The sequence below is a fragment of the Roseofilum acuticapitatum BLCC-M154 genome (assembly GCF_030068475.1).
Taxonomy (GTDB): Bacteria; Cyanobacteriota; Cyanobacteriia; order Cyanobacteriales; family Desertifilaceae; genus Roseofilum; species Roseofilum acuticapitatum.
This window is the reverse complement of the sequence record NZ_JAQOSP010000074.1, coordinates 1-24,921: the sequence shown is the minus strand read 5'-3', so window position 1 is coordinate 24,921 and position 24,921 is coordinate 1. Positions and strand designations below refer to the sequence as shown.

The 24,921-nt window shown below is 47.2% G+C and carries 19 protein-coding genes; 5 read left to right on the top strand and 14 right to left on the bottom strand.

From position 1 onward, the window contains the following. Positions 1–498 precede the first annotated feature (498 nt). The 10 genes from PMG71_RS10785 to hoxE all read right to left on the bottom strand — a co-directional run bounded on the left by PMG71_RS10785 (position 499) and on the right by hoxE (position 12,934). Entirely contained in the window at positions 499–2,916 is a 2,418-nt protein-coding gene (locus PMG71_RS10785; RefSeq protein WP_283753686.1) for a CPBP family glutamic-type intramembrane protease, read from the bottom strand. 157 nt (positions 2,917–3,073) lie between these two features. Then, a complete protein-coding gene (locus tag PMG71_RS10780; protein ID WP_283753685.1) occupies positions 3,074–3,409 on the bottom strand; it encodes a DUF5615 family PIN-like protein in 336 nt (111 codons plus the stop codon). Beyond that, positions 3,378–3,713 carry a DUF433 domain-containing protein gene (locus PMG71_RS10775; RefSeq protein ID WP_283753684.1) on the bottom strand — a complete coding sequence of 112 codons (336 nt, stop codon included), beginning with the start codon at positions 3,711–3,713 and terminating at the stop codon, positions 3,378–3,380. The genes PMG71_RS10780 and PMG71_RS10775 overlap by 32 nt, the downstream gene beginning before the upstream one ends. Before the next feature lie 67 nt (positions 3,714–3,780). Further along, a complete protein-coding gene (locus PMG71_RS10770; RefSeq protein ID WP_283753683.1) occupies positions 3,781–5,568 on the bottom strand; it encodes an ArnT family glycosyltransferase in 1,788 nt (595 codons plus the stop codon). Positions 5,569–5,752: 184 nt separating this feature from the next. Next, entirely contained in the window at positions 5,753–7,183 is a 1,431-nt protein-coding gene (locus PMG71_RS10765; RefSeq protein ID WP_283753682.1) for a Ni/Fe hydrogenase subunit alpha, read from the bottom strand. Between the two features lie 221 nt (positions 7,184–7,404). Continuing rightward, positions 7,405–7,953 (bottom strand): NADH-quinone oxidoreductase subunit B family protein, encoded by a 549-nt coding sequence (locus PMG71_RS10760; protein ID WP_283753681.1) that lies wholly within the window; start codon positions 7,951–7,953, stop codon positions 7,405–7,407. 102 nt (positions 7,954–8,055) lie between these two features. Beyond that, entirely contained in the window at positions 8,056–8,772 is a 717-nt protein-coding gene (gene hoxU / locus PMG71_RS10755) for a bidirectional hydrogenase complex protein HoxU (RefSeq protein WP_283753680.1), read from the bottom strand. Between the two features lie 101 nt (positions 8,773–8,873). Beyond that, a complete protein-coding gene (gene hcp, locus PMG71_RS10750; RefSeq protein ID WP_283753679.1) occupies positions 8,874–10,517 on the bottom strand; it encodes a hydroxylamine reductase in 1,644 nt (547 codons plus the stop codon). Positions 10,518–10,627: 110 nt separating this feature from the next. Next, entirely contained in the window at positions 10,628–12,241 is a 1,614-nt protein-coding gene (locus PMG71_RS10745) for a NuoF family protein (RefSeq protein ID WP_283753678.1), read from the bottom strand. Between the two features lie 168 nt (positions 12,242–12,409). Next, the gene (hoxE, locus tag PMG71_RS10740; RefSeq protein WP_283753677.1) at positions 12,410–12,934 is read right to left on the bottom strand and encodes a bidirectional hydrogenase complex protein HoxE; all 525 of its coding nucleotides are present in this window, start codon (positions 12,932–12,934) and stop codon (positions 12,410–12,412) included. A 378-nt stretch (positions 12,935–13,312) separates the two neighbouring features. On the opposite strand from hoxE, the gene PMG71_RS10735 reads away from it, so the two are divergent. The 3 genes from PMG71_RS10735 to PMG71_RS10725 all read left to right on the top strand — a co-directional run bounded on the left by PMG71_RS10735 (position 13,313) and on the right by PMG71_RS10725 (position 18,528). After that, the gene (locus tag PMG71_RS10735) at positions 13,313–15,505 is read left to right on the top strand and encodes a hybrid sensor histidine kinase/response regulator (protein ID WP_347179250.1); all 2,193 of its coding nucleotides are present in this window, start codon (positions 13,313–13,315) and stop codon (positions 15,503–15,505) included. Positions 15,506–15,675: 170 nt separating this feature from the next. Continuing rightward, the gene (locus tag PMG71_RS10730; protein WP_283753675.1) at positions 15,676–16,995 is read left to right on the top strand and encodes an adenylate/guanylate cyclase domain-containing protein; all 1,320 of its coding nucleotides are present in this window, start codon (positions 15,676–15,678) and stop codon (positions 16,993–16,995) included. A gap of 24 nt (positions 16,996–17,019) precedes the next feature. Further along, positions 17,020–18,528, top strand: coding sequence for a methyl-accepting chemotaxis protein (locus tag PMG71_RS10725; protein ID WP_283753674.1), 1,509 nt, complete (start codon positions 17,020–17,022; stop codon positions 18,526–18,528). 15 nt (positions 18,529–18,543) lie between these two features. Here PMG71_RS10725 and PMG71_RS10720 read toward each other — a convergent pair whose 3' ends face one another. The 4 genes from PMG71_RS10720 to PMG71_RS10705 form a co-directional block, all read right to left on the bottom strand. Next, the gene (locus PMG71_RS10720; RefSeq protein ID WP_283753673.1) at positions 18,544–19,116 is read right to left on the bottom strand and encodes a Uma2 family endonuclease; all 573 of its coding nucleotides are present in this window, start codon (positions 19,114–19,116) and stop codon (positions 18,544–18,546) included. Positions 19,117–19,177: 61 nt separating this feature from the next. Further along, on the bottom strand, positions 19,178–20,767 hold the full coding sequence (locus tag PMG71_RS10715; RefSeq protein ID WP_283753672.1) for a glycoside hydrolase family 57 protein: 1,590 nt from the start codon (positions 20,765–20,767) through the stop codon (positions 19,178–19,180). Positions 20,768–20,891: 124 nt separating this feature from the next. Then, positions 20,892–22,373 (bottom strand): LCP family protein, encoded by a 1,482-nt coding sequence (locus PMG71_RS10710; RefSeq protein ID WP_283753671.1) that lies wholly within the window; start codon positions 22,371–22,373, stop codon positions 20,892–20,894. Positions 22,374–22,518: 145 nt separating this feature from the next. Then, the gene (locus PMG71_RS10705) at positions 22,519–22,887 is read right to left on the bottom strand and encodes a hypothetical protein (RefSeq protein ID WP_283753670.1); all 369 of its coding nucleotides are present in this window, start codon (positions 22,885–22,887) and stop codon (positions 22,519–22,521) included. 132 nt (positions 22,888–23,019) lie between these two features. Here PMG71_RS10705 and PMG71_RS10700 point away from each other — a divergent pair, with 132 nt between their 5' ends. After that, positions 23,020–24,243: a hypothetical protein gene (locus PMG71_RS10700; protein WP_283753669.1), complete on the top strand. Its 1,224-nt coding sequence runs from the start codon at positions 23,020–23,022 to the stop codon at positions 24,241–24,243. A 173-nt stretch (positions 24,244–24,416) separates the two neighbouring features. Further along, positions 24,417–24,638: a hypothetical protein gene (locus PMG71_RS10695; RefSeq protein WP_283753668.1), complete on the top strand. Its 222-nt coding sequence runs from the start codon at positions 24,417–24,419 to the stop codon at positions 24,636–24,638. Positions 24,639–24,921 lie beyond the last annotated feature (283 nt).

Below are 24,921 nucleotides of genomic sequence, written 5' to 3'. Positions count from 1 at the left end.
CTTTCATGTCCGCTTGCGGAAAATCCCCCTTAAAAAAGGGGGACTTTCTTATTCCCCCCTTATTAAGGGGGGTTAGGGGGGATCTTTTACTACTGCACCTCATTACCGCGTAAAGCGCTGTATATCAAATCCTTAAATAGTTGCTACTTTCTGTGTACTTTAGAGACCTGGTGGGGGGGGAGGGCGGGTTTCCGCAAGCGGACATGAAAATTTGTTAAGAAGCGGGCAAGATGCCCGCACTCCTCGAATTCTTTGATATGACTGGAGTTAAGAAGCGGGCAAGATGCCCGCACTCCTCGAATTCTTTGATATGACTGGAGTGGGAGCATCTTGCTCCCTGGATTTTTAATTAGGGTATTTCCGCTTCGCGGACATGAATAAGCGAACTTGATATAACCCGCCCCTACAGAGAACAGCAAGCGTAAATAAATAGATTTGATATTACATAATATCTCATTTTTATTTAAATTGACTATAGCTGGCTCCCTAGATTTTTAATTATAGCCCTTTGCGCTGGAGCTGAAATGGATTAAGTCGAATTAATCCATGCAACACCCAAATCACCCAAAATGAACCCGTTAGATCATACGTGAGAATACACACCGCTCCTAACGTGGCACTCAAGAGCAAGACAACTGGCACAAGTTTTAAGGGGAGTTGAGACCCGAAACAAATCCTAAGCACCTGATAAAACAGATAAAGAATCAGGCTGACTAAGGCGAATAACCACCTTTCTTGAGTGGGTATCCAGTCCGTGGGATGGGGAAGCAACAACACCCGGAAAATCAACTCTTCTAGAGCTACTGGAATCATCAGAATCTTTAAGCGTTTCCAGAAACTGGGTGGAGATTGACCCGTTCTCAAAAAAGCTGCCCCCACTTGATGCCAAGATTGCCGGAAAGATGCGCCCTTGAGCCATTGCCAAAAGCTATACAACCAGGTTAATGCTATGGCAATAAAAGCATATCCGCCCAACATTAAAATTAAGATCCCCCCATCTCGCCAGGTGGGCCGAGCTAAGGAGAGTAAAACCCGACTGGCTAGGGTGGAAAGGATGGGAAATTGGCCTAAAATTCCCGTAGGGGCAACCGGTTCTATGGTGCTGTCCCATCCTCCCACTTGATTGGTGCGTAAAAACCATAGTTGCGATCCTCGATCTAAGAATAGTTTAGCCATGCGATCGTAGGCTTGGCGAGGGAGTAAGGTTTGCCAACTTAATAGGGCATTGAATAAATCTTGATCGGTGATAAATCCATTGCGAGCATTAACTCCGGATAAAAATTGGGCGTTTTGTTTCCAATCTTCGCGAACAACGCCTTGAGGAGCGAGAAGGTTAACTAGGTTTTCTCCTAATTTCACTAATTCTGATAAACGTTGGGTTTGGGGGTCGTTAGGATGAGCGCGTAACCAGGTGACAATTTTGGGGTTATCGAGCATTTGTTGTTTAATTTGCTCAATGGTGATGTAGAGGGCTTGGCTGGAATCTTGCACGCAGGAGGTGGCTGGGGTGACTCGTGCAACTCCGGTTCCGTCTCCGGTGCGATACCGAGCCATCATGATTTGCAGTTGTATCCAAAATTCGCGGATGGGGGAGATGATTTCACCGTCAAAATTATAGTTTTGGGTTAAGGCATCGAGTTTAATCAGGACATCGGAAACGGGGCGAGTGCCTAACCATCCCCGTTGCAGATTTCCCATATAGTTTGTCCAAGTGTGGGTTCCGGAGATAATGGCGTTGGGATTGTGGGCGTATACTTGCTGATAGAGGATGTCAAATTCTAGCTCTTGGGTGAAGGGGTCGCGGACAACTTGGGCAATTCCGTAGGCAAAATGACCGGTGACGGTTCCGGCAGTGATGGTTTCTCCGTTTTCGCCACCAATTCCGCCAAAGAGGTGCATGACGATCGCATAATCTCCTTCGTTCCAGTATTGCACGGCTTGTTCTGGACGGGTGGCACTGGGAGAGAGGAGGATACTTTGGGTGGTTCCTTTGCGCTCTGGGGTGTCTTTCCAGTTGTAGTGTCGGATATAGTCGAGGCTGGTTTGGGTTCCGAGCAGGATGCGATCGGGATAGAGTTCAAGGAGCGATCGCGGCCTAATTCCTTGTACAATAAATTGTCCTTGTTCGTCCCTAGCTCCATAGATATACCATCCTTTCTTGCCCGCAGGAGAGTTTTCGATACCTTGGGGAGTGGATAACCAGCGACCATTATTATCCTGGGGTTGCTGGGGAATACGAACTTGTCCCTCCGGGCCGTCAAAGTTTCCCGTGGCTGGATTGTAATGTTGGACTCTGTACCTTTCAGTAGGACAAGGCTGATTTTCGGCACAAGTTGAAGGAAGGGGTTCAAGTATTTTCACTAAGCCGTAAAAGCGTCCCGTGACTTGAATCGGTTCTAGAGCGATTTGCAAAACGGCTGAATCTGGAGGATTAGAGACAAAATTCACTTCATGGAGACGGACGATTAGATCGTCTTGGGAACGCGCTCCGGCCAGGGATTGGAGGGGGCCAACTTGGCTGCGATTATTGAGACGGGTGGGGATGACATTGCCGTTATGATAGCTTTCTAGGGCGCGATCGCTCAATTGCACATCCGTAGTAACCGTTTCTACATACTCAGCAACCCTCGGATCGTCCCGCCATTCTAAGCGCACCGTTTTCCCTTCCCAAGCCTTCGCCTCCGGTGGCGTATGATACAACTCAATCCAAGTCCAATCGGGAATTGACGAAGTGGGAGTAATGGTTTCTAAGTCTTCACGAGAGGGCAAAATCAACCGCCCTAACCATTCTCCCGTGCTGCGATAGTAGGGAGAATCGACCGATTGCACCGTAGGATAAAACCCGATTTGATTAAAGGGCGCTTCCAGACTGAGAGCATAACTGGAGGGTTTGGCTGTATGAGAAGAAGCGCTCAAAGTAACGAGAAAAACCGCGATTATACTTAAGAGCGCCCGACTCATCCATCGGCTTATGTGTGTTGTTCTCTGCTGACCCATTCGCCTACCTTCGCACATCATTGTCCTTTATCATAGGCAATCATAAAATGACGGTGGAGGTTTTATTTGCACAGCGTCAAATAAATTCAACTTTTCCATCTATATCTTCTGTATCTAAATACTCCCAAATTAAAATCAAACTACGCACGATTTCACCAATAGAACGACTATTTTGTTGGCAGTACACAATTCCTTTATGATTTATTCCTGCTCTATCAAGCCGCAAAAAATCTGCATCTTGAGTGAAAATAACTCGATCTTGTTTCACTGCAAAAGCAATATGCTCCTCATCTGAACAACCCATGAGTTCAGCTTGGGGTGAAGTCGTTACATCAATTCCTCGCCGTCGTAGACCTTCAGCCACTGCATAACTAACATTTTCATCCAAATGAAACTGAATTTCCTGGGGCATTACGATTCTTTAATTTTTCTTTCAGGACTGAGGGATTCTGCTCTTGTATTTGGCGAACCCATGCTTGATCTGAGCGAATTTGTTGCCTAATTTCTTCGCGATGATCGTGATAATAGGTCAAAGCGGCATAGACATCAGCTAAAGTAATTGACGGATAATGATAGACAATCTCATCAGGACTCATGCCCATATCATCATGCCAAATTACAATATCTTGGACTTTTATCCGGTGACCAGCAATATGAGGCTGGCCACCACAGAGTCCAGGGAGAATCTGAATATGTTCTGATATTACGGCAACCATTTTTACTAGGTTTTTTTAAAAATTAGTCCTTATTACCATAACATATAAAGAGAATATTCTGGCTATCTTAATTAGCCATTAAGACGCTGGCATTTTGGATATTCTTATTGAGGGTATTAATCACTTCGGCTTTACTAATTCGCACCAGTTGATAGACCCCTTGTTGGTCTAGAATTTGATACTGTTCGGGTGTAAATTTCATGCTGTTGAAGGTTTTGACCTCTCCTAAAATGAGCAGGGTGTCGGGAGTTTCCGGGTCTTGGATCAGTTGGCCAAGGGTAACGAGGGATTGTTGGGAATGATGACCGTAAATAACGGTATTTTGGGTATAAAAGGTGAGGCTGGGTTTCCAAAAACCGATCATCACGAGGGGTTCGGTCGGTTGTCGGATTTCGGTGACGGTTTGGGCGAGTTCCCGTAGGGGAAGTTGTCGCTGTTGATCGACGATCGCAGTAATGGGAGTCACCAGGAGGATCATAAAGGCGGCAAAGGCGATCGCATTAACCGTCCATAAACCGCGCCACCATTTCCCCAGTAGGGCGATCGCCAGGGCGATCGCCAAAATCGCATAATGTCCCGCAGTTTGCCAGAGCAAGCCAGACTCTTGCAACGTGATGCCCAAATTGGGCATAGCAGCATCATGACCTAATAAGGGAACCGTGAAGGGTGCGATCGCGGCGATCGCCAAACACAGGATAATATTGGCTACACCACTCCAGAATAGCCCAGGATTGGAGGCTTTCGGGTTTCCGGCTGCCGGTTCGCTCCAAACCAGAGCCACGAGAATACCACAAGCGGGCATCAGGGGAAGAACATAGCTAGGCAGTTTCGTGACAGCAATGGTAAAGAAGCCAAAAATACAGATTAACCAGAAGAACGCAAAGATCGGTAAATGGTGACTGCGAGGTTGCCGTAACCAGGCGCGACGCTGCCAAAATCGGGTTTTGAACAGTGCCACCGGCAGATAAACCGACCAAGGGAAAAAGCCCACAAAAATCGTGGGAATGTAGAAATACCAGGGAGCAGAGTGATTATTCACAACACTCGTAAAGCGCTCGATGTTGTGATAGCCAAAGAACGAGTTGATAAAGTCCCAACCATTCGCCCAAGTCACCAGGATATACCAAGGGAGTGTCAAGCCAAAAAACAGCAGTAAACCCATCTTCAGGTTCATTTCCCCTAAGACGAGTTTCAGGTTGCCCATATAGGCTAAAAAGCAGAGAATGATTAAGCCGGGCAAGACGATACCCACAGGGCCTTTGGTGAGGACTGCTAGAGCGGAGAAGATATAAAAGGCTTGATACCAGTTTCGTTTAGCGGGCTGTTCTGGGGTGGCGTAGGCAAAGAAGAAGGCAAACAGAGCCGAACCCATGCAGGCACTCAGGAGCATGTCCGAGACTCCCATCCGCGCCCAGGCAATGGTTTGCACATTAAGTACGATCAGGGTTCCGCCAATGCAACCGGCGATCCAAAAGGGTTGGGTTTGTCCTGGGGAACGACCGAAGCGGCGCAGGGTGTAGAATCCAAACCCGCTCAGGAATAGGGCAGCTAGAGCGGAAGGGAGGCGCACTGCCCAAGGGTTGACGGCGATCGCCTGATAAGAGAGTGCCATTAACCAATAGATCAGGGGCGGCTTATCAAACCGGGTTTCACCATTAAAATAGGGCGTGATCCAATCTCCCGTAACGGTCATTTGCCGCGCTGCTTCAGCAAACAGGGGTTCGGTTTCATCCACTAAACCCATATTGCCCAAGTTCCAGAGTACGGCAATGAAGCCGATGGCGATCAGCCAGAGTATCGAGATCGTCCAGGCGATCGCTGGTTTTGGTTTCTTGGTTGGTAATGACTCACCCATAACGGCTGCTCCGTAGGTTATGCGCTTCTCAATTTACCAAAAATATTGCCCTCATCCCCCTACCCCTCCTTCTGCTGCGCTCAGGACGGCGCTTCTCCTGTGGGAGAGGGATATAGGGAGAGGGCACACCCCCCGCGATCGAATAACAGACAAGAGAAACTCGGTTTCTGACCAGCGCTAGAATTTAATCGCGATAAAGCCGGTGGGCAATGCTACCATCGGGTCGGACTAACTCTAGATGCAAGGGCATTTGACCGATCGCATGGGTAGAGCAGCTCAGACAGGGATCGTAGGCACGAATACCGGCTTCTGTGCGGTTGAGCATGGCTTCGGGGATCTCATTGCCATGGATATAATGTTTGGCAATTTGAGTTACGGTTTTGTTCATCGCCAGGTTATTTTGACCGGTGGCAATAATCAGATTAACCTTCTCAATTAAGCCCTGTTCATTCACTTTATAGTGATGAAAAAGGGTTCCTCTGGGCGCTTCACTGACTCCGACTCCTTCGAGTTTATTAATGCCTCCCGTGGCACGACAGCGAGAAGAAACGATATCAGGATCGTCAACTAATTCTTCGAGTTTTTCCAGACAAGCGAGAATTTCAATCAAGCGAGCATAGTGGTAATAGAAGGAAGATGTGGCAACTCGTCCACCGGCGCGATCGCGCATTTCTTGCAATTCTCGGTCAGCATTCGGCGTTCCCACGCGATCGCACACATTCAACCTTGCCAAAGGCCCAACCCGATAAATACCATCGGGATATCCCAGGGGTTTGTAATAGGGGAATTTCAGATAAGACCAATTTTCCACCGCTTCGCCGATAAAGTCTTGATAATCATCCTCGCTCAAATTATCAGCAACGATATTGCCCTCACTGTCAATAAAGCGCAGATGGCCGCCATAATGCTCCCAACTGCCATCAGCCCCAACTAAGCCCATAAACAGGGAGGAGAACTTACCAAAAACTTCTGCTTCTGTGGTTAACTCGCTATCCAATAGGCGCTTAAACAAACTCAAAGCTTTCTCTGTGACGGTGCGAGACTCCGGTAGGCGGTCTTTGATCCAAGCGCGACCTTCTTCCGAAAGAGGCGATCGCACCCCACCCGGAACTGCCCAAGCCGAGTGAATTTTTCTCGCCCCTAACAGTTCAATGATATTTTGTCCAAACTGCCGCAGGCGAATCCCTTCCCGCGCCAAATCGGGATCGGCTGCCATTAAACCGAATACATTTCGAGTCGCTGGATCGCTCTCCCAACCCAAGAGGAAATCGGGGCTACTGAGATGGAAAAAGCTCAGGGCATGGGATTGGGTTAGCTGGGCCAAGTTCATCATCCGTCGCAGTTTTTCACCGGCTGGAGGCACTTGTACGGCTAATATTTTATCCCCTGTTTTTGCGGAGGCTAACAGGTGACTCACGGGACAAATACCACAAATTCGCGCCGTAATTCCCGCCATTTCAAACATGGGTCTGCCTTCACAGAATTTCTCAAATCCGCGAAATTCGACCACATGAAATTGAGCGTTTTCTACTTCTCCGGCATCATCTAAGAAGATGGATATTTTGGCATGACCTTCAATACGGGTTACGGGATCGATAACGACTTTTTTACTCATTTTTGGTGTTCTCCTTTTTCTGAGTTTGGGGTGGGGATGAATGGGGTTAGGGCGGGTTTACTTCAAACCTGGGTGGGATGCCTAAATCTGGATTAACCCGCCCCTACAGGGTTTTGGGTTGGTCTATAAATGATCCCCCTAAATCCCCCTTAATAAGGGGGACTTTTTTGACTGCCCCCCTTTTTTAAGGGGGGTTGGGGGGATCGAGCTTTTGGGATGGTTTAGCCAAATTTCAGCATTTCCCGTCCTTCCATGACTGGAGTTTTCCCTTCTAATAAAGGTGCGATCGCCGCTTTGATGCGATCGGCAGGAGGAGGACATCCGGGAATAAACAAATCCACTTTAACCATTTCATGGAGGGGGCGGACTTGATCGAGTAATACTGGCACAATTCCGGGTTCATTGGGCAGTTGGGGGGTAGTATCTCCCAATTCCAAATAACAGCGCTTCAGTACCGGTTCCGTCCCCCCTAACATATTCCGCATGGCAGGAACATTGGCGGTAACGGCACAATCTCCAAAGGAAATCACCATCTTGGTTCTTTCGCGCACTTTGAGGGCGAGTTCTAGGTTTTCCTCATTGGCGATCGCTCCTTCGACTAAACAGACATCTACATTTTCTGGATATTCCTTAATATCTGAGCCAACGGGGGAATAAACAATATCGACTTTTTCAGCGATATCAAATAGGAATTCATCTAAGTCCAAAAAGGACATATGGCAGCCCGAACATCCTGCCAGCCAAACCGTTGCCATTCTAATCTTTGCCATGTTCTTCTCTCCTGTAATTTACTCGAATCCACACTCACCAACCGAGGAACTTGCACAAGGTTCAATCATTTTTAATTTTTAATTTTTAATTTTTAATTGAACCTATCTTGTCCATTGGTGTTTAGTGCGAGCGTTGACTAGGAACTCTAGTTTCTCGCGATCGCTTTCTTTCTCTGCGGTAGTCGTTCCCTTGCGGAAAATTGACCCCGTAGGACAAGTATTGACACATTTACCACAGGAGGTGCAAGCATTCACTTCACCCCAAGGTTGATTTAAACCAGAGATGATTTTAGCTGTACCTCCCCGTCCAGAAACATCCCAGACATGGGCCCCTTCTATCTGATCGCAGACTCGCACGCAACGAGTACAGAGAATACACCGGTTGTGATCGATACCAAATAGGGAATGGGAGATATCCACCTCGCGGTTGGGGAAGCGATACTCAAAGCGGGAATGATCCATACCGACGGCGATCGCCACATCCTGAAGTTCACAGTTGCCATTAGCGACACAAAAAGCACACATATGATTGCCTTCTGCAAACAGCAACTCAACGGTCATGCGCCGATACTCTTTCAGGGTGTCGGTTTGCGTATTGACCTCCATGCCTTCAGAGACTTCAGTCACGCAAGCGGGAAGTAACTTAGGAATCCCTTTCACTTCCACCAAGCAGAGGCGACAAGCGCCCACATCCGAAACTCCTTCTAAATGACATAGGGTCGGGATCTCAACCCCTGCTTCTTTGGCTGCATCAAGAAGGGTTGAACCTTCTTCAATGGCCACATCAATTCCATCAATGGTTAGGGTTTTTACAGACATAGTATTCTCCAAAATTAGGGCATGGGTAATAGGGAATGGGGAATGGGGAATGGGGAATAGGTAATCTGTTGATCCCCGTGTCTCCCCATCCCCCCATCCCCCTACCCTGCTAAACAGGCTGCCAGATCTGCCTCTGGGGTAGAAATGGGTTGCAGGTTATAGGTATCCGCAAGCAACTTAAACACATTGGGAGTCAAGAACGCGGGTAGGGTGGGCCCTAGGCGGATGTCCTTAATTCCCAAATAGAGTAAAGTCAGTAAGACGGCGATCGCCTTTTGCTCGTACCAAGACAACACCATAGATAAGGGCAGTTGATTCACATCCATCTCAAAAGCATTCGCCAGTCCCAAGGCAATTTGAATGGCAGAATAGGCATCATTACATTGGCCCACATCCAATAAGCGGGGAATATCGCCAATGGTTCCCAGTTGCTGGTCAAAGAAGCGGAATTTGCCACAAGCGAGGGTCATCACCACACAATCTTGGGGCACTTGTTCCACAAATTCCGTATAGTAGTTGCGATCGGGTTTCGCCCCGTCACAACCCCCCACCAGGAAGAAATGGCGAATTTTGCCCTGTTTCACTGCATCAATGATGGTGTCACTCACGCTTAAGACGGCATTGCGAGCAAATCCCGTCATCACCTGACGCGGTTCAGTTTCTTCCGTAAAGCCTTTCATGGTTTTGGCTCTGGAAATCACCAAACTATAGTCCACCGTGTCATCGATGGTAGGTAAATGGATAATGCCAGGAAAACCTACCGGGCCGACAGTATACAGATGTTCCTCATAGGTTTCATGGGGAGGCATCAGGCAGTTGGTGGTAATGACCACCGGGCCGGGGAATTTGGCAAAGTCGCGGGTTTGATTTTGCCAGGCTGTGCCATAGTGACCGTACAGATGGGGATATCGCTCTTTGAGCTGGGGATAGCCATGGGCCGGGAGCAGTTCGCCATGGGTATAAACGGTAATACCACTGTCTAAGGTTTGTTCCAGTAGTGCCGCCAGTTGCTTAATGTCGTGACCGGAAACTAGGATCGCTTGACCCGGTTTGGAGTTGAGCGGAACAGTCGTGGGAACCGGATGACCGTAGGTTTGGGTATGACCGGCATCTAAGCAAGCCATGGCTTTGAGGTTCATTTCTCCTACTTTCAGGGCTAGGGCTACCCACTCCTCTAAACTCAAGTTATCGCGATCGATCGCATGTAAGGCTTGATGGCAAAACTGGTAAACTTCTGGGTCTTCTTGACCGAGTTCGTAGGCGTGGAAGGCATAGGAGGCCATCCCTTTGGCTCCGTAGAGTACCAGGAGTTTGAGGGCAAAGATATCGGGGTTGCCTTTGGCGGACTCTAGCAAGCGAGCGGTGAGGTTTTCTCCTTGTTCGACTAAGCTCTCGGTAAAGTCGGGTTGATATTCGGCAATTTCGGGCCACTCAACGCTTGTAGATTGGGCAATTTGATCTTTGAGGTCTTCCCGCAGGGCGATCGCATGACGGATTAAATTGGCAAAATAGCGTTTGTCAAAGTTGACATTCGTCATGGTAGTAAACAGCGCTTCACAGGTAAAGCGATCGACTTCTAGGGTCGATAATCCTAACTCTTTCGCTTTGAGAGCAACGGGAGCCAAGCTTCTCAGACAATACACCAACAGATCTTGCACGCCATTGACGGCTGGACTTTTCCCACAAGCGCCCCATTGGTGACATCCTTGACCACTGGCGGTTTGTTCGCATTGTTCGCAAAACATAAACTAATTTCACTCCTTAATGAGGCAACAGGGAATTGGTTAATTGAGACTTACAGGACTTTCTCTACTGCCCCCCTTTTTAAGGGGGGTTGGGGGGATCTATACATTCCTCAATGGGTCAGGGCTAAGAATTCCTCATACTCAGATTTGAAATAGCGCAAGGTACTCAAAACGGGGTTGGGCGCACTCATGCCTAACCCGCATAAGCTGGTTACCCGCACCATCTGACAGAGCTGTTCGAGTTTTTCCAGGTCTTCAGGTTTGGCTTTTCCTTTAATCACTTTGGTTAACAGTTCGTGCATTTGCACGGTTCCGGTGCGGCAGGGAATGCATTTACCACAGGACTCTTCCTGACAAAATTCCATGTAGAACTGGGCGACTTGTACCATGTTAGTCGAGTCATCCATGACGACCATCCCTCCTGAACCCATCATGGAACCGAGTTTAGTTAGGGAGTCGTAGTCTACCGGGGTATCCATATATTCGGCGGGAATACAACCGCCAGAGGGGCCGCCGGTTTGCACGGCTTTCACTTGGCCGCCATCGGGCACTCCACCACCCATGACTTCGACAATTTCCCGTAAGGTAATCCCCATGGGAACTTCAATTAAGCCGTTGTTGCACACTTTGCCGGTGAGGGAGAAGATTTTGGTTCCTTTGCTCTTTTCTGTGCCAATCCCGGCAAACCAGTCTGCACCGTTGCGGATAATGGGGGCGATGTTCCCTAGGGTTTCGACGTTGTTAATGAGGGTGGGTTTTTCCCAGAGTCCGGAAACGGCGGGATAGGGGGGACGGGGACGGGGGACACCGCGTCCGCCGTCGATGGAGGCGATGAGGGCGGTTTCTTCTCCACAAACAAAGGCTCCAGCGCCTACGCGGATGTCGATGTTAAAGTCTATGGATGAACCGAGGATGCCGGAGCCGAGGAAGCCTTGGCGTTTGGCTTGTCGGATGGCTTTTTCTAGGCGGCTGATGGCGAGGGGATATTCGGCGCGGACGTAGATGTAGCCTTGGTTGGCTCCGACGGCGTATCCGGCGATCGCCATTCCTTCTAAAATACGATGGGGGTCGCTCTCTAAAACTGAGCGATCCATGAATGCTCCTGGATCGCCTTCATCAGCGTTACAGATGACGTATTTTTGGCCGGGGGGCATTTTGGCGATCGTGGCCCACTTTAAGCCGGTGGGATAACCGGCTCCCCCCCGTCCCCGCAGTCCCGCTTTGGTAATCTCTGCGATCACGTCTTCTGGAGACATTTCGTAGACGGCATGATACAGGGACTGATAGCCGCCCATGGCGAGGTAATCCCCAATTTTTTCGGGGTCGATTTTACCGCTATATTCCCGCACAATTGGGAATTGACGACTAAAGAAAGGATGATTGGGATCGCCTTGATGGGCGGTCACAGCTCCTCCTTTTAAGCCTTCGATAATGGAGTGGCTCTGCTCTGGGGTGACTTTTTCGTAGTAAAGTCCATCGGCTGCTTCTGAGTTTTCTGAATCGATCTGAACAATGGGCCCTTGACCGCAAAATCCCATGCAGCCTACGCCAACAATCTGCACCTCCTCTTCTAAGCCTTGGTCTTTAACGGCTTGTTCCATGCCTTTTTTAACGGCTAAAGATTGCGCGGCTTGGCATCCCGTTGAGGTACAACAATGGACTCTGGTGGGTTTCTGGGCTTGTTTCTCTTGTTCGGCGAGTTCTTGCAGTTCGCTAAATTCCATATGATGTTCTCCGTAATTGGTTTTTGTGAGGGAGTAGGCAAGGGGCAAGGGGCAAAAGGCGAGGGGCAAGAGGCAAAAGGCAAGAGGCAAGAGGGAATAGTTTCCATCCTCCCCATCTCCCTATCCCCCTATCCCCCTATCTCCCCATCCCCCTATCTCCCCATCCCTCTACTCTTGCCAGCCTTTGATCCGCTCAATCACGGATTCTGGGGTTTGTTGGGGAGCGACTTGACCATCGAAGACTACGGCTGGAGCGATGCCGCAGGCTCCGATACACCGGGCGGTAACCAAGGAAACTTGACCATCGGGGGTGGTTTCTCCGGAATGAACGCCGGTATGGTCTTCTAGGGCGGCTAATACTTTGTCTCCTCCTTTGACGTAGCAGGCGGTTCCCATGCACACGACGCAGGTATGAGCGCCAGAGGGTTTGAGGGAGAAGAGATGGTAGAAGGTGGCGACTCCGTAGACTCGACTCAGGGGGAGTTTGAGACTGCGGGCGATGTATTCTAGGACTTCTTCTTCGAGATAACCAAAGGCTCCTTGGGCTTTGTGCAGAATTTCAATCAGGGCATCTTGGCGATATTGATTGCGCTTCATGGTCACATCTAGGGCTTTGAAGCGTTTGTCTTTGGCCGCAGGTTTAGAGGCGGTGTTTTTTGGGTCTGAGGTGGGAGGGGCGACTGAAGATTGCATACGTCTGTGTTGAATGTTGGGTTCTCTTATAGTTTCTATTGAAGCGCTTAATGAGATAAAAATTCCAAAATTTTATAAAGATTTTCAGTAAATTTTATTAAGCCTTTTTTGACAAGCTTTTGGTTGTTTAATTTGGTATTGATGTTTTCTTAAATTTTTAGGGAATTGATATAAAAAATCACTAATTTTAGTTGCTAAGTTTATGGTTTTATGAAGTTTTGTAAAACTATGGGTGTGATCGAGATCGCGATCGCCCCTAGATTGCCCTCACCCAAGAAAATGTTAAATTATGTGAATATGTATAGCATCAGTTGAGTACATTGGGTAGAAAATACCATGCTTGTATCTCCCAAACCCGTTGCCCCAAAACCCAACCCTATGGATCTAAAGCGTCTCCAAGAAGAACAGGAATTAATTTTGTCCCAAGTGGACAATGCGATCGCCCTATTTGACGCTTCCCATCATTTGGTCTTGTTTAACCAAAAACTGGCTCAACTGTGGGAAGTCGATCCCCAATCTCTCCAAAAACAACCCCATCTGGAAACAGTCATTAGTAACCTGATCCAGCAAGGATACTGGACTGTAGAGCAATGCCAAGAACTCAAATCGAGACTCATCAGCGCAGCAGCAACTAATGGAGCCATTGAAGTGGAACAGTCCAATGGCATTCATCTAGAAATCTCAACGACTATTACCTCAAATCAAGGAAGGTTACTGATTTTCCGCGATGTAACGGGCGATCGCCAAGCCCTCAAACATGCGGCTCTGATGCAATCGAGCTTAAATGCAGAGGTCAAGCGTCTACGATTCCTGCTCGGTCTCAATGAACGGCTGCAAACCTCAGTATCTCTGAAAGAAATGGGTAAATATGCCCTCAATTACCTAGTAGAAACCATGGACTCGGCTTTTGGGGACATAAAAGTGATTAGCGGGGAAGGAGAAGAACAACTGGCCGGCCCCTTAACCAATAATATTGCCGGTCAGTTTATCGCCAGTTGCGGTGAACCCGTGGTCACAGAAATGGAATCTTTGTTACAACAAGGGGTTCCCCAAGGTCAAGGTCTGCTCTGGGAAGTCGTGCGGACTGGAGAACCTTTATTTATTCAAGACTACTGTCACCATCCCCAAGCCCTAGAAATTTTCCGCAATCCAGCAATTCGCCAAGTGGGGATTTTTCCCATTCCCACCTCTGATGGTCGGGTAATTGGGGTGTTAACCTTAGAATCAAAGAATCTGCATGAACTTCAAATGTCTCCCCAACAGGATATGCTCAAAGCAGCCTGTCGGACGTTGGGGGTGGCCATTGAACGGGCAACAGCACAAGAAAAACTGCATGAAATTAATCAAGATTTAGAACGAGCATCGCAACTGAAATCGGAGTTTCTGGCTTCGATGTCCCACGAATTGCGAACGCCGCTCAATAGTATTTTAGGCTTCTCGGATTTATTGCTGCGGCAGCGCTCTGGTCAACTGAATGAGCGGCAACAAAATCATGTGAAGGCGATCGCCTCTAGCGGGAAACATTTGCTCTCTCTGATTAATGAAATCCTGGACTTATCGAAAATAGAGGCGGGTAAGACAGAACTGGATCTCCAAATTTTGGAAATTCATCAGCTCTGTACAGATTGCCTAAAGATGATCCAACCCCGTGCGGATAAAAAACGGCAAATTCTTTCCCTAGAACTGGATTATCGCTTAGATCAGGCTTTGCTCGATGAACGGCGTATCCGCCAAATTTTGGTCAACTTGCTCTCGAATGCAGTGAAGTTTACCCCAGAAAAGGGGGAAATTAAACTCAAGGGTCGATTAGGTTATGGGCAAGAATTGGCTCAAGAACATCGCTGCGATCGCTCTCCCATTAACCAGAGTACCCCCTATCTGTGTCTAGAAGTCCAAGATACGGGCATTGGTATTCCTGAAGATCGACAGCATCTCCTCTTCCGTCCCTTTCAACAAATTGACTCGTCTTTAACCCGTCGTCATGAAGGAACCGGTTTAGGTCTTTCCCTGACTAAGCGACTGGCTGAACTCCATGGCGGAACTCTCTCTTTTGAGTCTCAAGAGGGAAAAGGCAGTATATTTCGCGTCTGGTTACCCCTGACAGGGATGAGTCGTTTATATACGGAAGATAGCGACTCGGAACACAATGCACATCCGGTGGGCGATCCTCCTAAAGCTGTGAATGGGAAGCGAGTGTTAGTTGTAGAAGACCAACCCTATAATCAAGCCTTGATTTCTGAGATCCTGGAGTTGGAAGGCTACAGCGTGGAGTTGATTAGTGATGGTCAAATGATGGTACATACCATTGAGTCTTCGTTGGTGACGCAGCAAAATTTACCCGAATTAATCTTGATGGATGTACAGTTGCCAGAAGTGGATGGTTTGGAGTTGGTGCGGCGCTTGAAGGCCCATCCCCTGTGGAAAGAGGTTCCGGTAATTGTGGTGACAGCGATGGCAATGGCTGGCGATCGCGAGCAGTGTCTGCAAGCGGGAGCGGATGGCTATTTGAGTAAACCTCTGGAGTTTGAGGAGGTAGTGGACATGATTCACCAGGTTCAGCACAAGGAGTAATGAGTAATGAGTAATGGGAGTGCTGTAATTGTTGATTGTAGAGAATGGATCGTTAATAATTAAGAGTAGGAGGGGTTAGTTTCCTCAGTCAGAAGCTGATCCACCAGTTGGGGGCATCGCATTTACTAGGCTGCAACAGAATTCTGGCGCGGCAGGTTGGGAACTAACAGATGCAAAATCCTGTTCAACACATTTTGATTGTCGATGACGATCCGAGTAATATTTTTTTCCTGGAAGAGTTACTCGATCTCGAAGGCTATCAAATCCAAACAGCGAGTTCCGGCGAGCAGGCCTTGAGTTTAGCGGCTCAGATGCATCCGGATTTGATTCTGTTAGATATTATGATGCCGGGGATGGATGGGTATGAAGTCTGTCGTCGATTGCGCGAGGATGAAGTTCTGCAAGGGGTTCCGATTATTTTTTTGACTGCCCTTGATGATGATGATTCTCGGTTAAGGGCGCTGGACTTGATGGGGGATGATTATATTACCAAGCCCATTGATACGGAGCTATTGTTAACAAAGATATCGAGTATTTTACGCTTGTCCCAGTTGCGTCAAAATAAGGCTAACCAAGAAAACAAAGAACGCAATCAAAAACAGTTGTCAGCCGCTTGGAATATTAATGAGAATCTCTCGGAAAAGTTTCATTTATTTGTCCCAGAACAATATTTGCGACGCATTGCGCCCCAGGGGTTAGACTCGATTCAATTGGGGAATGGGACAGAAGAAGAGTTAACGATTTTGTTTTGTGATATTCGCGATTTTACTCAAATTGCGGAAAACCAAGCTGCTCAACAAACTTTTGCTTGGTTAAATGTGTTTTTTACTCAGATGAGTGAAGCCATTTCTAGCCATCAGGGGTTTATTGATAAGTTTCTAGGCGATGCGATTATGGCCGTGTTCGATCGCCCCCATCACCATAGTAGCGATGCGCTGAAAGCCGCAGTGATGATGCGTCAACGGTTGCAGGAGTTTAACCAAAATCGTCAAGTTTTGGGACTGCAAGAGCCAATTCAAATCGGGATTGGTTTGCATACAGGAGTGGGCATTGTGGGGACTCTGGGAGGCAATAACCGTATGGATTCTACGGTGATTGGGGATGTGGTGAATACAGCAGCACGGATTGAGGGATTGACAAAAGTCTACGGTTGCCCGGCGATCGCCAGTAAAGCCGTAATTGATGCCATACAGCAACAGTATCCCGATCCCGATTATTTTCTCCTGCGCTGCATCGATTTTGCCATTCCTCGCGGCAAACAACAAGGAATTTATTTATACGAAATTCTAGGCACAAAAACCCAAATCTTAGACCCGGAAATTGTCCAAACCAAAGATCTATTTGAACAAGGCCTACAAGCGCTCAATCAACAAGAATTTCAATCGGCTATAAACTGTTTTCAGGAAGTCTTGAAGAAAAATCCGGCTGATTCTGTTTCTCCTATGCATCTTCAAGCCAGTCGTGAGAAACTTTTATCCAGACCTCTCTAAATCTTATCTACAGGAGTCCTCCCCATGAAGCAGAAATCGAATCGGCTCAAAGTACAACACAAAATTTTATTAGGGTATTTGCTTCCGGTAGCTGCCTTAATCATTGCAACATTGTGGGGATCGGGGGTTGCACAGCAAATCGCTGTTAATTTCCAAAGACTTAATTTTTCGTCTGATTTGACGGACAAGGTTCATCATCTACAAATCGCTCATTTACAAATGTCTAACGCGATCAGAGGTTATTTGATCCAACCAGAACCATTTTTTTTAGACTACGATCGAGAAGGGGAACGTTTTTTTGAGCAAACCCTGAATGACTTAGAGATCATTTATCAGAATATAGAACCGTTTCAATCCCGGTTCAGTGATACAGAATGGAGCCAAATTAGTCAACTCAAACAGAACGTGAAAGAAGTCAGTGAACAAATTGCTAACTATGACCAAATTAGCAATCAGATGGCAAATTTAGTCCAACAGCAACAACGGGGACAAGCCACCTCACTGTTTATTAACCAGAGTGGGAAACTGATTCATGAAAACTTCAAGCAAATTAATACAAATCTTCATAATATGTATGAAAGTTTAGTCGTTTCTGAACAAGAATTAATTGACGACTCTTTAGGTTTGTTGTTAAATGGACTCCTTTTATTATCCATTGGTTTGGGAGGACTGGCGGCTGTTTTTGTGGGCTTAATTGCTCAGGGTATTTCTCGTTCAATTCATCGAACGTCTAATCTCATTACCCAATCGACTCTAGAGATTTTGCATACGGTAACTGAACAAGAAGAAACGGTCAATACTCAGGCGCGATCGGTGAATTCAACGACGACAACGGTGGAAGAGTTGGGGGTTTCTTCCCAAAACTGTACCTATCAAGCTAAAAATGCATCTGTGGCAGCACAAGAAGCTTTAACGGTGGCAGAAACTGGGAATCAAGCGGTGGAGGAAACGTTGCAAGGGATGATCGAAGTTCAACAGAAGGTGGAGAAAATAGCCACTCAAATGTCCCGCTTAAGGGAGCAAAATAATCAAATTGGGACGATTTCCCAAGTGGTGAGTAATATTGCGAATCAGACGAATATGTTGGCTTTGAATGCATCGGTGGAAGCGGTGCGAGCAGGAGAGTCGGGTAAGGGGTTTGCAGTGGTGGCGGCGGAAATTCGGAAGTTGGCGGATCAGAGTAAGACTTCTGCGGATAAAATCAACCATTTGGTGATCGAAATTCAAAGCGCGGTAGAAGCTACTGCTAAAGCGACGGGGGAGGGAACGGAACGGGTACAAGCGAGTCTGACGATTGCCAAACAATCCTCTCAAGCGTTTTCGGGGGTGACGGAAGCGGTGAATAATATGGTGATTAGTAATCAGCAGATTGCTCTGAATATCCAACAACAGGCGATCGCTGTTCAAGATATTGTCAAAACCATGAATGACCTCAATCATAGCGCTCAACAGGTGGTTGTTGCCATTCGCCAAACCCGCCAGGAAACGGAGCAACTCAATCAGGCTTCTGATGAACTGAAGATGATGGTTTGATGGGGGAATAGGGATTTACCAAATTTTGGCTAATTTCAAGACAAATCCGGGTAATACAGTTTCTCCTGACAACTCAGAAGGATGGTCTAAGGTTTCTACATCGCGATCGGGTCGATAAATCTCTACTCGTTTTTGCTTGCGATCGATCAGCCAACCCAATTTGGCTCCATTATGCAAATATTCTTGCATTTTTTCTTGGGTCGTTTTCAATGAATCGCTGGGGGACATTAACTCGACGACAAAATCAGGACAAATCTTACTAAATTTTTCCCGTTCTTCTGACGGGATTTTTTCCCATTTTTCTAGGGGAATCCAAGAGGTATCGGGAGATCGTTTTGCCCCGTTCGGCAAGGTAAAACCGGCTGAAGAGTCAAAGACTACACCTAATTCTTGGTCTTCATTCCATAACCACAGTTGAGCGGTGATTCCCGCATTACGATTACTGGTTTCATCACCTGCGGGAGGCATAATCACTAAATCTCCATGAGCATTACATTCCAAGCGAAGATGCTTATTTTTGATGCACAACTGATAATATTGATCATCCGTCAAGTTGACGGTTTCTAGGTCTAGAGTCAAATGAGTCATTTTAACGCCTCATATGAATTAAAAATTCTCGATCCCCCTGCTTAAATAAGGGGGACTTTTTCTACCTCGGTCGATACACTCGGTAATCGATGTTGGGAAATATATTGTCCATATGCTCGACTTTTTCGAGCCAACCGCTATCAACGGTTCCGGCGATTACATCGTCATAGAGTTTATTAAAGCGCATTAAGTGGGATTTGGTGCGCCGGTTGGCATAGGGAACCATGGTTCCGCTTCGCATGATAAACGCCCAATCAGAGGATTGCGCTAAGAGGAGTTCCCTGGCACATTGGTTAATGGCTCTTTCTTCTAGGCGATCGCCTCCTTCGCGTATACTCAGTTCTACCATGCGATCGGCAGTCTTGTGTAAATGGGGATAAATCCAACTATTGGTTTCATTCAACCAATATTCATGAAAGCCTTTATACCCCCAACTTGACTGAGCTGGACGACACACTTGTTGGGTAGGATAGGCATTTAAGTAATCGGATAAATGGGTCATGGCATAGGTGTTTTGGTCGAACCAGGTTTTGCGATAGATATAATCTAAAAACCAGGGCCCTTCATACCACCAATGACCAAATAATTCGGCATCATAGGGGGATAAAATAATCGGGGGACGTTGCATAATCTGGTACAGATGTTGTACCTGATATTCCCGATTAAACATAAAGTTTGCCGCATGTTCGGCGGTTTTTTCCCTTGCCCAATAAGGATCGTAGAGTTCTTTTTCTGATAAGCCTGAGCCACGGCCGGTAATTTTATGATATTTAATACCTATATTTTTCCGTTGTCCATTGGGCAAAATATAGGGTTTAATATATTCATATTCGGCTTCCCATCCCAAATCTTTATAAAATTCTCGATATTCTGGCGCTCCAGGATAACCGACTTGGGATGACCAAACTTGTTGGGAAGATTCATGATCTCGGCCAAAAGCGGCAACTCCAGTTTCGGTAAAAATGGGGGCGTAGGTTCCAAAGCGGGGACGGGGACGAGCGTACATGATTCCATGGCCATCAATGAGAAAATAGCGCAATCCGGCATCGGCAAGTAGTTTTTCTACCCCTTCATAATAGGCACATTCGGGTAACCAAATTCCTCTAGGAAGTTGGCCAAAGACATCCTGATAATGATCGCAAGCGACTTTAATTTGGGCCCAAACGGTTTCGGGGCGCATTCTCATTAAGGGGAAGTAACCATGGGTTGCGCCGCAGGTGATAATATCGAGATTGTTACTATCTTGAAATTGCTTGAAGGCGGTGATTAAGTTGCCTTGGTATCTCTCCCAAGTCGCACGAGTATTGGCGAATTCTTTAGCATAAAATTCCGCTAAATATTTTAGGTGTCCGTGATATTTGTAGCGATCGATTTCTTTTTCAATTAATTCTTGCAGGGTGGCTAAATGATGGTCATAGCGTTCTTGTAAGAGGGGGTCCATGAGCATGGAGACTAAGGGGGGAGTTAAGCTCATGGTGAGTTTGAAGTCTACTCCATCTCGTTTGAGTCCTTCAAAAACATGAATTAAGGGAATATAGGTTTCAGTAATGGCTTCGTAGAGCCATTCTTCTTCTAATACATAGTCGCTTTCTGGATGACGAACAAAGGGAAGATGGGCATGAAGAACAAAGGCAAGATATCCAATAGCCATAGAGAGTTCCGTAGGAGTTTGATTAGTTGGGCAGTCGTTTTTCACCTCTTTATTACAATACAGCAGTAATGGGTCACTAGGTAATGGATAATGGGGAATGGCAATCATGCTCCCTCTCTCCCTATTACCAAGTTGAATGGGGTTGGGATTCAGGATAGGAGTTATAGGAGGGGGTGGAGTTGAGGAGAGGTTGTTGAGCTGTTTGGGTTAACCAGTCTTGACCGAGTTGAATGGTGACATCGGATTGTAAATTTCCGGTGCTTTCAACTCGCACTTCTCCGAATCCGAGGACGTTGCGAATGGCTCTGGCGCTTTCGATGTTGCCGTCTTGGGCAATGATGCGGGTGGTGGTGAGGGGGTCGCTCCAGGAGTCAGTGGCGTAGAGGTTATAGTAGCCTTGGGTTTCTAACCATGTGTAGAGTTGATCGACGGATTCGAGTTGGCCGGTGGTGTCTTGGATGGCGATCGCCAAGTGAGTCGGATCGATCTGATAATCGTTATAGTCACTATAGTCTTCATAGCCGTCATAGCCAAAATCAAAATGCTCGGCCATGAGCGCGTCAATAGAACTGTATTGGGGAACCCAGTAACTGGCATCGAATTCTTCGGGTTCGCTAAATCGTCCAGGTAGGAGTAACATCTGCATTTTAGAGCGATCGGTCTGACCGGCAAAGTTAGCTAGGGCGAGGAGTTCTTCGACGCTTAAATTGGTGTCAATATGGGAGCGAACAATGGAAAGGATTTTCGGTAATTTGGCGATGGTGGCTGGGCTGAGGGTTTGCTCAATCATGGCTCGCATAAACATCTGTTGCCTTTGAATGCGCCCAATGTCGCCTAGGTTGTCGTAGCGGTAGCGCAAAAATTGTAGGGCTTGGGAGCCGTTTAGGTGTTGAGTTCCGGCTTTGAGGTTGATGTAGAGGTGTTGGCTATCATCTTGGTATTTCATGTCTTTGGGTACATGGACGGTGACTCCTCCCAAAGCATCGATGAGTTTTTCAATTCCTTGAACGTTGATGCGAACATAGCGGTCAATGCCAACTCCTCCGAGTAGTTCGCTGATGGAGCTGGCGCTGAGGGCTGGGCCTCCATGGTAGTTGGCGGCGTTGATTTTGACGAGACCATGGCCTTCGACCCAGGTGCGGGTGTCGCGGGGAATGGAGAGCAGGGTGACTTTGTGGGTGCTGGGTTCAAACCGCAGCATGAGCATGGTATCGCTGAGTCCTTCAAAGGAGTTGACGAGGGCATGATATCCGACATCGGCGATTTCTTCGGGGGGGGTGTCTACGTCTGAGGTGAGGACTTTGACCCCTAGGATCATGATGTTGACGGGGCGGGTAAGTTCGGGTAATTGCAGGTTGTTCCCGGAGGAAATCTTTTCTCCTTTGCCAAAAATGGCGGCTTGCTCTGGGGTAAGCTTGCTTTGCATTAAGGGGGTGCTAATTAAGGAGACGGCTAATAGGGCCCCGGCGGTGGCGGATAATAGGGCAATGCCAGTTAGTCCTAGTCCAATGGAGAGCCATCGCAAACCACTGCCAACGGGTCTGGGGATGGGTTGGGGGTGAGAGTTGGCGGTTGTCTTGCGATTAGAGGTTTGATGGATGGACACGGATTTCCTCACACTTGAATTAGAGATGAATTGAGAAGGGGTTTGCTGTCTTCTCGTTTGGGATTCAGCCGCAATTGTTACATATTATTGCGTTTCTCACCACTGGTTGACACCACTTGAAGATTAGGGTCGGTTTTTGTTCCGGTTAGGGGAGGCGATCGCCGAGGTCAGAAATCCCTGGAATGCGGATGTTTTGGTGTCTCCACAGGCGAATCATTAACCAAACGTTAAGGAAGAAGTAGCCGGAGGTGAGGGTGCTGCTGGTGATGAGTAGGGGGAGATGGAGGGATTCGGAGCTGTTGGCGCTGCTGTTGAGGAAGCTGATGGCGATCGCCCAACTCAGGGCGAGAATGACGGCTAATCGACAGGTGAGTTGGGTTTGGCGATCGCCGTTTTTGCGATAGAGCGTCCATAGAGCGGGAATGCAGCCGACGACTGGAGTCAGGTAGATATAAAGCTGTAGGCGCTTGAAATAGGGATTTTCTGGGGTTGAGGGCGATCGGCGATCGGTCATAATCGAGTTCTCTCAGCACATCCTTTATTATGCTACAGGGTTTGGCTCCTTCCTTCCTGAGATCGGCTTTCCTAGTCCGGACAATTTTGGGCACAATGGAAATCATTTGTTATTTGCTCAGAGCTTCCGGTTATGTTTTGGTCTCATCTATTGTCCGCTACCCTCACCCCTTTATCCGCACTGGCCATTAGTTCCCCCCATGCTCTCCCCGTTTCTCCTCCATCAACTCCTTGCCAATCTTTGCAGCAACCTCCCAATTTTCTTGTCATTGCTGGCGGTGCAAATCCTGCCACCAACGAAATTGCCTTAGAAAAAAATGTCCTTTATTTTCAACGGATTATGCAACATTTGGGCTATAACCCAGAACAAGATGCTTCTTTTTTCTTTGCCAATGGCAATGATGGACAGCCCACTGTCCGTTATCTGGATGAGAGCGAGCGAGAACAATTCAAAATCCCACAAATTCCTTTTTTAGATGGGTCTTCAACTCTCAATAACTTAGTGACTTGGCTCCAATCTCCTCTCGCTCAATCTATCGATCGAGGGTTATTTCTCTATTTTACCGGACATGGCTTAAAAAATCAAGAAAATACCGAAAATAACACCTTTCTATTGTGGAATCGGCAGGAAGTTAGCGTCCAAGAATTTGCCCAACTTTTAGATCTCATTCCCGTTAAAAAGCCAGTCGTTACCATGATGGCTCAATGCTATTCTGGCTCCTTTGCCAATATGATCTATGAAGGTGGGAATCCTCAAAATCCAGTCGCCCAGCAAACGCGATGCGGTTTTTTTGCTACCGTAGAAACCCTGCCTTCTGTTGGTTGCACTCCAGAAGTGAATGAAGCCGACTATAAAGATTATAGTTCTAGCTTTTTTGCAGGCTTAAGCGGTCAAAAGCGCACGGGAGAAAAAGCACCTTCTGCTGATTATAATCAAGATGGTCGCATCTCCTACATAGAAGCCCATGCCTTTGCCAAAGTAGACAATGAATCGATTGATTTACCCCTATCCACTTCCGAGAATTGGCTCCGACAACAGGCATCAGAGGCAGAAATTCAAGAAATCTTGAAACAACCCATCTCTACAGTAATGAAAACTGCTCGTCCGGAGCAAGTTTATGTGATTAACCAACTGATGGAAAAATTTGAATGGAATCATCTCAAGTCTTATTTAGAAAACTTGGAAGATGTAGATCCAGAAACCATAGAAGATGAAGTGCAAGAAGCGTTTGCCGTTCGCTTAATGCTAGAGTTAGTGAATGTGGGTATGGAAGACAAAATTCGCCAGGGAAATAAGCCAGATGATTTATCTATCTTAAATCGCTTGTTAGACTGCGAGCAAGGCTCTTGGCAATAGGATTTACATAGACTCAATAGTTAAATCGATATTCATCGGGTCAGAATTATTCGGCATCAATCCCCTTCTCCTGCGGGAGAAGGGGGTAGGGGGATGAGGGGCAATCGTTACATAACTCATTTAGGTTTACTATAATGATCGTATCCACAGTATTAGTTCCAAAATCAAGTAACATGACTCAATCCATACGCCAAGATATTATCGCCTTAGTGAACCAATTGCCTGATGAGTGTTTATCAGAAGTCTTAGAGGTTTTGCGCTCTCTGAGTCCAGAAATTGAAGACACTAAACCCGATGAAGCCACACCCTCTAGTGAGGCAGACTTTGATGTAGCGATGTCTGCTTATCAAGTCATTAGTCAGAAATATAGAAAAGCATTACGGGAGTTAGCTTAGTGGCTGAACCGCTATGGATTTCAGAGGAAGTTGTACGAGCGATCCATGAGGCTCAAATTGAGCAGCATGGAGGAAGTTTAGGGATTCGAGATGAAAATTTACTAGCGGCAAGTTTAGCTAGACCTAGACATTGGTTTACTTACAGCAGTTTTCGCTGTTATGTGGGACATCTTGATCCCCCTAAATCCCCCTTAAAAAGGGGGACTTTCCTATTCCCCCCTTTTTAAGGGGGGCAAGGGGGGATCTTTTCCTACTGTCCACCGATACAGCGCAAAGCGCTGTA